The organism is Streptomyces incanus (genome assembly GCF_042656345.1).
Taxonomy (GTDB): domain Bacteria; phylum Actinomycetota; class Actinomycetes; order Streptomycetales; family Streptomycetaceae; genus Streptomyces; species Streptomyces incanus.
The window spans coordinates 1-1,557 of the sequence record NZ_JBHSPC010000030.1; the positions used below are offsets into that span (position 1 = coordinate 1).

Annotated in this window: 2 protein-coding genes; both read right to left on the reverse strand. The window is 65.8% G+C overall.

Annotation, left to right across the window (positions count from 1 at the left end):
• Positions 1 to 914, reverse strand: a 914-nt coding sequence (locus tag ACFP2V_RS11705; RefSeq protein ID WP_381209588.1) for a site-specific integrase, incomplete at its 3' end; no start/stop codon positions are given.
• A complete protein-coding gene (locus ACFP2V_RS11710; RefSeq protein WP_381209591.1) occupies positions 904 to 1,233 on the reverse strand; it encodes a helix-turn-helix domain-containing protein in 330 nt (109 codons plus the stop codon). The genes ACFP2V_RS11705 and ACFP2V_RS11710, both read right to left, overlap by 11 nt.
• Between the last annotated feature and the right edge of the window lie 324 nt (positions 1,234 to 1,557).

Here is a 1,557-nt window from a genome sequence, read left to right on the forward strand (position 1 = left end):
CCGCGCGGGCCGGTGAAGAGGCGGGCATCGGGATTCGGGCCGGCGGACAGGACGCGCTGAGCGACGAGGGGACGGATCTCCTCGACGATGGGAACCTTGCGGGCCCGCTTGCCCTTGGTGCCCTTGTCGGTCAGCCCACCGGGCGCGGGTGTGGTCTGACGCCGCACGGTCCAGATCCACTGGGTGGTGTCGATGTCTCCGACGCGGCAGCCTGAGACCTCGCCGATCCGTGCGGCGGTGCACGCGGCGAAGATGACCACGTCTCCCCAGCCGCGGTAGTGGTCGTGGGAGGCGGCCACGAGCGCGTCGGCCAGCGTGACGAGGGTTTCCCAGTCGGGCAGGGCCAGCGCGCGTGGGTCGAGGAGTTCGTCCTCGGCCTGCTTGTAGAGTTTCTGCCAGCCGGTCACCCGGGCGGGGTTGACCTTGATGATGCCGTCACGTACTGCCTGCTCCATGACGCGGACCAGGACGGCGATGGTGTTCTTCACCGTCGAGCGGCTGTGCTCATCGGCGATCCAGTTCTGCACGGTGCGGTCGACCACGCCGTTGGTGATCATCCGTACCGCGAGGTGGCCCAGGGCGGGAACCACACGCATCCGCCAGCCCGACAGGTAGGGGTCCAGTGTTTTCAACTCCAGGCCGCGCAGGGCGAGGTCCATGTTTGCTTCGCCGTATTCGGCGAGCTTCATGGTGGCCAGCGACGGGCTCAGGCCGGCCTGTGCGGCCTCGATGATGGCTTGCAGCCATTCCTGGGCCTCTTCTTCGCTGTCCTTTCCCTCGGACAGTGACTGGCGTCGCTTGCTGGACGGATCGGTCCACCGGACGCGTGCCCGATACGGAGTGGGGCGATCAGGACGGTACTCGATGTCGGTGGACAGCCGGACACCGACAGGAACGTTGGTCTTATCGGCCACTGGGCCCCTTGGCCGGGACGGTACGTCGGCGGCGCAGCCATTCCTCGACGTCGAGGGCGCTGTACATGACGACGCGTTCCGAGACCGTGACGAAAGGCGGACCCTGAGGGGGCTGAGCGGTGCGCCAGCGGCGCAGGGTCGAGGCGTCTACTCTCAGACAAGCGGCGAGATCGCTGGTGGAATACCAGGTGTTGGTCAGGAGAGGCGCTTGGCTATCGGGTGAGACGGCATGATGGCGGGGAGCTGCAGGGTACGCTGCGGCCTCCTTCTCGCGATGTGGTTTGGCGTTGGCAATGGTTGCTATCCGCTCATTGGGCAAGTACGGCTATTCTCCGGGGAGTACGGAACACTAGACGGATCTGTGGAAGAGTCCAGAGATGGACGACACAGTTCGCGAACGGAGAACGCGGCGCGGCGAATTCCGGACCGACAGCGGCGATGCGCTTTCACTGCCGCTTAGATCCGTGGTTGTGCTCAAGAGCGGAAGTTGGCGAAATAATCGTCTCTGGAAACGCCGGTTTGGCTAACCGGCGATCCCGCGCTATCTTGCCCCGCTCTGACCGTGCCGGTGCTCAGCGTGTACGGCCAGGCGTGATGCGTGCTCATCGGGTGAGACCGAGTTCGCGTAGGGCGTCGGCGGGGT